Here is a 6045-nt window from a genome sequence, read left to right on the forward strand (position 1 = left end):
CCGCGCTGGCGTGGCTCATGCATCGGGACGGCGTCACCGCGCCCATCGTCGGCGCTCGGACCGTCGAGCAACTCGAAGAGAACCTCGACGCGGCGACCATCGACCTCTCCGAAGAGCAGGTCGACCGCCTGACCGAAGCCAAGGGCGGCCCCTACGCGGGGCTGTAAGCCGGCCTGTCTGACCGGCCGACGGTCGGGATTTACGTGTGCGTCCGGTGAGGTACTCGTATGGGACGTGAGTCGAACGAAGGGAACAGCGAGGCCGACGAGGGGACCCTCCCGCCGGACGAGGCCTTCGCTGCCATCGGCCACGACATCCGGATACGGATTCTCGAAGCGCTGGCGACGACCGACCGGGCCGACCGGCCGCTTTCCTTTTCGGACCTCCGCGAGCAGGTGGGGACCGTCGACTCGGCGCAGTTCAACTACCACCTCGACAAACTCGTCGGCCACTTCGTCGAGCGGTCCGAGGAGGGCTACGACCTCTATCGCGCCGGCGGCCGAATCGCCGAGGCGGTCCTCTCCGGTGCGGTGACCGAGGACCCGAGGGTAGCGCCCACGGAAATCGACCGACGGTGTCACTACTGCGGGGCGACCGTCGAGGTCGCCTATCGACAGGAGCGCCTCGAAGTCTACTGTACGGAGTGTGCCGGCACCTACGGCAAGAGCAACACCCAGGAGGACACGGGCGAGGTCCCCTACCAGTACGGCTTTCTTGGCAACCTGAACCTGCCGCCCGTCGGATTGGGAGACCGGACGCTGACCGACGCCTACGACGCCGCAACGGCGTGGAGCCTCTCCGAACGGCAGGTAGCCGCAGGCGGTATGTGTCCGCGATGTTCGGCCACGCTGGAGGAGGATACGAAAATCTGCGAGGACCACGATTCCGACGGCGGCTGTGACAACTGCAACAGCCGGTATGCGATACTCCACGAGGCCACCTGTCCCAACTGCGTCTTCGGCCAACGGGTCGCCTTCGGGCTCTTCCTCTTCGATAACATCGACTTGCAGGCGTTCCTGACCGGCCACGGTATCGATCTCGTCTCTCCCGACCAGTATCGGTACGCATCGGTCGTGATGGACTACGAGGAGGAACTCCTCGAAGCAGACCCCTTCGAGGCGCGGTTTACCTTCACCGCCGACGGCGACGCCATCACCCTGACCGTCGACGACGACTTCGAGGTCGTCGAAGCCGAGACACACGACGCGGACGGTTCGTGAGGGCCACATCGCGACCCTCGCTGTAATATAAATATTTCTACAATAATGTTCGTCCGGGAACGGCTTTGTAGCCGCTGGAACTACCGCGGATATGGTCTCGCTGGTTCGTCGCTACTACCTCTATCGAGCCACGTTGTCGCCCGGATTTTACATCCCCGTCTCGGTCATCTACATGGAAGCACAGGGGCTCGGTCTCGCGGATATCGGCCTCGTGCAGGGACTGTTCTCGCTGACGATGGTCGTCTCGGAGTTGCCGACGGGATACGTCGCGGACCGCATCGGCCGACGGGACGCCCTCGCGGTCGGCAACGGCATCGTCGTCGCGGTAATGCTCGGCTTTACCGTCGCCGACTCGACGCTGGATTTCGCGGCCGTCTACGTGCTGTGGGCCGTCGGCTGGACGTTCCGGACCGGCATCGCCGACGCGTGGCTCTACGAACTGCTGGCCCAACGCGACACCGAAGACGAACACGCCCGTATCAGCGGGCGTGCCGACTCGACCCTGCGTGCCGTCTCCGCGGTGACGGCGCTCGTCGCAGGCGTTTTATATACTGTCGACCCGGCGACCCCGTTTCTGGCGAACGCGGGGCTGGCGGCACTCGGAATCCCGCTCCTGTTCACGCTTCCGCGAACGGCGCGAACGAGCGACGATGACCCCGGTATCGGCGTTCGCGAAGCCGCCAACGTGCTACGCGAGAAGCTGTTCCAGCCGTCGATTCGCTGGATCGTCCTCTACGCCGCGCTGTTCCACCTCGCCTTCTCGGTGACGCGAGTGTTCGAACAGCCGGCCATGCGGAGCGTCGGCGTCTCCATCACCGGCCTCGGGGTTCTCTATGCCGCGTTCAAACTGGTCTCGGCGGTCGCATCGAGCGCTGCCGGCCCCCTCCAGGACCGCCTCGGCACCCACGGCGTTCTACTCCTGCTCGTCCCCGTCGTCGGCATCGCGTATGCCAGTTTCTCGGTCGTTCCACTGCTTTTGCTCCCCGCGTTGTTCGTGAGACGGGGGATTCAGCGGGTTACTCGTCCCGTCCGAAACGAGTACATCAACCAGCGACTCGACGACGTCGGCCGGTCGACGGTCCTTTCTGGCGTCTCGATGGTGCTTACGCTCGCGTCCGGCACCGCGAACGTGCTCGGAGGCCGCGTTGCTGCCGCCGTCGGCCCCCTGACGTTCCTCTCGGCGACGGGCGTGGCCGTTGCCACGCTCGGCGGCCTCCTGTGGGTCGCCACGCGGCCGGTTCGGACTCCGACCACCGACGCCGTGCCGTCGTAGCGCCGACACTCTGGCAGATATCCTACATAAACGCCTTTCAGCGAGCGCTTTTGCCGTTCCCGGGAGACGCACCGAATATGCTACTCGCTGGAAGCGAAGACGGTCTCTATCGACTGACGAACGTCGACGGTCCGGACGACCCAACCGTCGAGACCGCGCTCGATACCGGCGCAGTCATGCGAATTCGGTCGTTCGATGTCTTCGATGGCGTCTTCGCCGCCACGACGACTGGACTGTACCACTCCCCCGACGGTCACGACTGGACGGATCTGGACGTGCCGGAAACGAAGGTCTACTCGGTCGGGGCCGCCCCGGACGGGCGACTGTACGCGGGTACGCGTCCCGCACACGTCTACGTCGCGGAGACGGGCGACAGAATCGACCCCGAGGACACGCCCGAGTGGCGCGAACTCGACGGCTTTCAGGAGTTGCCATCGCGCGAAGAATGGCGACTCCCCCGCCACGACGACCTCGCGCAGGTCCGGGACGTGCACGTCCATCCCGACGCGTCCGACCGCGTCATCGCCGGCGTCGAAGTCGGCGGCGTCCACCTCAGCGAGGACGGCGGCGAGACGTGGACCGAACGCCGGGGCGAGGCCCACGACGACGTCCACGAACTGACCGTTCTCGGTCCCGAAGAGTTCGTCGCTGCAACCGGATTCGGCCTGTTCCGAACGACGGACGCCGGACGCTCGTGGACGCGTCTCGACGAGGCCTACGACCAGCGGTATTTCCGGTCGGTCGCGGCTGTCGACGGCGCGGTGTATGCCGGCGCCGCGATGGCACACACCTCGACGTGGGACGAGGACGATGCCGACCCCGAACTGTTCGTCTTCCGGGACGGCGGCGCCCTCGAACCGGTCGCCCATCCCCGCGACGACGCGACGGTCACCGGCATCACCGCCGGCGACGATGGGGTCCTCATCGGCACCCACCGCGGGGCAGTCCTGCGGGGCCGAGACGGCGACTGGTCGGTCGTCGCGACGCTGCCCGTCTCCGAGAACTTCGCCGGGAGTTACACGCCGCTGCTGTGGGTCGAGAACTGATGGCGGCCCCGAAACCGGTTACTCCGAGTCGGCGTAGGTACTGCCGGTAATCTCGCGAATCCGCTCGGCGGTCACCTCGCCGACGCCATCGACTTCCTGCAGTTCATCCTCGTCGGCGGTCATCACGGCCTCGACGCTGCCGAAGTGCTCCAGCAGGCCGCGGGCCGTGATGGGGCCGACCTCGGCGACCGAGGAGACGACGTATTCCTGGCTCTCCGTCAGCGTCTTGCCGCCCTTCTCGCCGTGGACCGACACCTCGCGGTCGTCGGTCTCCTGTTCGCGGGTGGCGATGACCTCCAGCAGGTCGGCGGTCTCCTCGGGGTCGGCCGTCTGCATCACGCTCGCGCCGAAATCGACCGCGAGCGACGCGAGGGCGCCCCGAATCGCGTTCGGGTGGACGTTCCGCTTCTCGTAGAGGCCCTCGCCCTCGATGATGACGAGGGGCCGGCCGTAGTAGCGGGCGGCGGCGCCGACCTGCTCGAACATCGAGCGGTCGCCGCCGGTCAGCGTATCGAGGAAGTCGTTGACGGCCTTCCGTTCGACGACGACGCGGTCCGAGAGGACGTAGTCGCCGACCTCGAGGGTTTCGAGTTGCGTCTCGATGCCCTCGCGGGTCGAGAGGTCCCGGGCGATGTGGGAGTCGAGTTCCCGCTGGTCGGCGACGATCTCGACCGTCTCACCATCGGGTTCGGCGACCGGGACGGAGTCGAGGTCCTCCTCCGGTTCGTCGTCTACGTCCGAGGAGAAATCGGTGAGTCCGGCCTGTCCGTCTCTGCCATCGGACGAATCGGTTGCTTCGTCGGCTTCGCTTTCGGATTCGTCGCCAGGGTCTTCGGCCGATACGTCGGTTTCGTCTGCATCCGTATTCGTCTCCTCTTCGTCGTCCGTGTCTGCCTCGCTCTCCCCCTCGAACTCCGAGAGGCCCTTCTGTTGGGCGATCTCCGCCTCGATTTCGCCCTCGATATTCTTCAGTTTCCGTAACTCTTCTTCCATCTTGTTTTCTTCCCTGCGGGAGATCCAGAAGAACGCCTCGTCGCGGGTGTCTTCGGCCAGAAGGACCACGACTGCGCCCTCGCTGGCGCGGCCGGTCCGGCCCTTCCGCTGGATGGAGCGAATCCCCTTCGGGACCGGTTCGTAGAACAGCACGAGGTCGACGTCGGGCACGTCGAGGCCTTCCTCGGCGACGCTGGTGGAGACCAGTACCTCGAACTCGCCGTTCCGGAACGCATCGAGCGTCTCCTTCTGCTCCTTCTGGGTCATCCCGTCGGAGCCCTCCTTGTCGCCCTGACCGACGAACCGCTGGGTCTCGAAGTGTTCGCCGAGAAACTCCGTCAGCGTCTCGGCGGTGTCTCGGGATTCGGTGAAGACGATGACGCGCTCGCCGTTCTCGATGCCGAGCGTCTGGGCCAGCAGGATGCGTGTCCGGCGGAACTTGGGGTGGAGATCGTCGAACTCCTCGGCTCTCCGCATCGCCTCCTTGACTTTCGGCTCGGAGACGAACCGCTGGGAGGCCTTCGAGGAGCCGGAGGAACGGGCGGCGTCGCGCTGGCGTTCGAAGTACCGGCGGAGCGATTCGACGCTTTGAGTCTCGACGAGTTCGACGGCCCGCCGGAGTTTCATTATCTCCGCGTGGGCGGACATGCCTTTGTAGCCGTTGCTGTCGTCGTTGTTGATGAGTTGCTGGAGTTTCGCCCGAATCTTGTTCAGATCGCGCTGGGACATGTTCGGGTCCGTGGAGTTGGTCACGCCCAGTCCCTTCAGTTTCTCCAGTCGCTCGGAAATCACCTCGTTGAGCCCGTCCCGGATCTCGATAACGGTGTCAGGGAGTTCGACGCGCTCCCACTCGACGCTCGTCTCGTGGGTGTGGTCGTCCACGTCGGCGTCGTCTTCGGTCATCACCGCCACCTCCCGCAGGCCGAGGTTGTCGCAGACGGTGAGGATCTCCTCCTTGTCGCCGCCCGGTGAGGCGCTCATGCCCGTCACCAAGGGCCGGTCGGCGTCCTGATGGTAGCGGTCGGCGATGTAGTTGTAAGCGTAATCGCCAGTTGCGCGGTGGCACTCGTCGAAGGTGATGTGGGTGACCGCCGAAAGCGAGACGCGGTTGCCGACGAGGTCGTTCTCGACGACCTGTGGCGTCGCACAGATAACGCGTGCGTCGTCCCACAACTCGGCGCGGTCGTCGGGGCGGACATCGCCGGTGAAGACGACCACCTCGTCGTCGTCGACGTCGAGGGCTTCCCGGTAGAACGTCGCGTGCTGTTGGACGAGCGGTTTGGTCGGAGCCAAAAGGAGGGATTTGCCGCCGTATTCGGCGAGACGGTGGGCCGTCACGAGCAGACTCACGGCCGTCTTGCCGAGGCCGGTCGGCAGGCAGACGAGGGTGTGGTCGGCCTTGGCCGTCTCGGCCAGTTTGCGCTGGTAGCGGCGGTCCTCGATGAAGCCGTCGACCAACATCGGCCCCTCGATGTACTCCGCGTCGTCCGTGGCTGTCGCCATCTACTCCTCG

5 protein-coding genes are annotated in these 6045 nt (G+C 65.7%); 4 read left to right on the top strand and 1 reads right to left on the bottom strand.

The genetic code is table 11. The annotated features are described in order from the left end of the window. The 4 genes from V5A53_RS12075 to V5A53_RS12090 form a co-directional block, all read left to right on the top strand. On the top strand, positions 1–167 hold a 167-nt coding region (locus V5A53_RS12075; RefSeq protein ID WP_442928697.1), incomplete at its 5' end, for an aldo/keto reductase. A gap of 60 nt (positions 168–227) precedes the next feature. Further along, the gene (locus tag V5A53_RS12080; RefSeq protein ID WP_332313866.1) at positions 228–1220 is read left to right on the top strand and encodes a winged helix-turn-helix domain-containing protein; all 993 of its coding nucleotides are present in this window, start codon (positions 228–230) and stop codon (positions 1218–1220) included. A 91-nt stretch (positions 1221–1311) separates the two neighbouring features. Then, positions 1312–2493 (top strand): MFS transporter, encoded by a 1182-nt coding sequence (locus tag V5A53_RS12085; protein WP_332313867.1) that lies wholly within the window; start codon positions 1312–1314, stop codon positions 2491–2493. A 77-nt stretch (positions 2494–2570) separates the two neighbouring features. Continuing rightward, positions 2571–3539, top strand: coding sequence for a WD40/YVTN/BNR-like repeat-containing protein (locus V5A53_RS12090; RefSeq protein WP_332313868.1), 969 nt, complete (start codon positions 2571–2573; stop codon positions 3537–3539). An 18-nt stretch (positions 3540–3557) separates the two neighbouring features. Here the strand turns inward: V5A53_RS12090 and V5A53_RS12095 are convergent, their stop codons facing one another. Then, positions 3558–6035 (bottom strand): DEAD/DEAH box helicase, encoded by a 2478-nt coding sequence (locus V5A53_RS12095; RefSeq protein WP_332313869.1) that lies wholly within the window; start codon positions 6033–6035, stop codon positions 3558–3560. Positions 6036–6045 lie beyond the last annotated feature (10 nt).

The sequence above is a fragment of the Natronomonas sp. genome, from assembly GCF_036625485.1.
Classification (GTDB): domain Archaea; phylum Halobacteriota; class Halobacteria; order Halobacteriales; family Haloarculaceae; genus Natronomonas.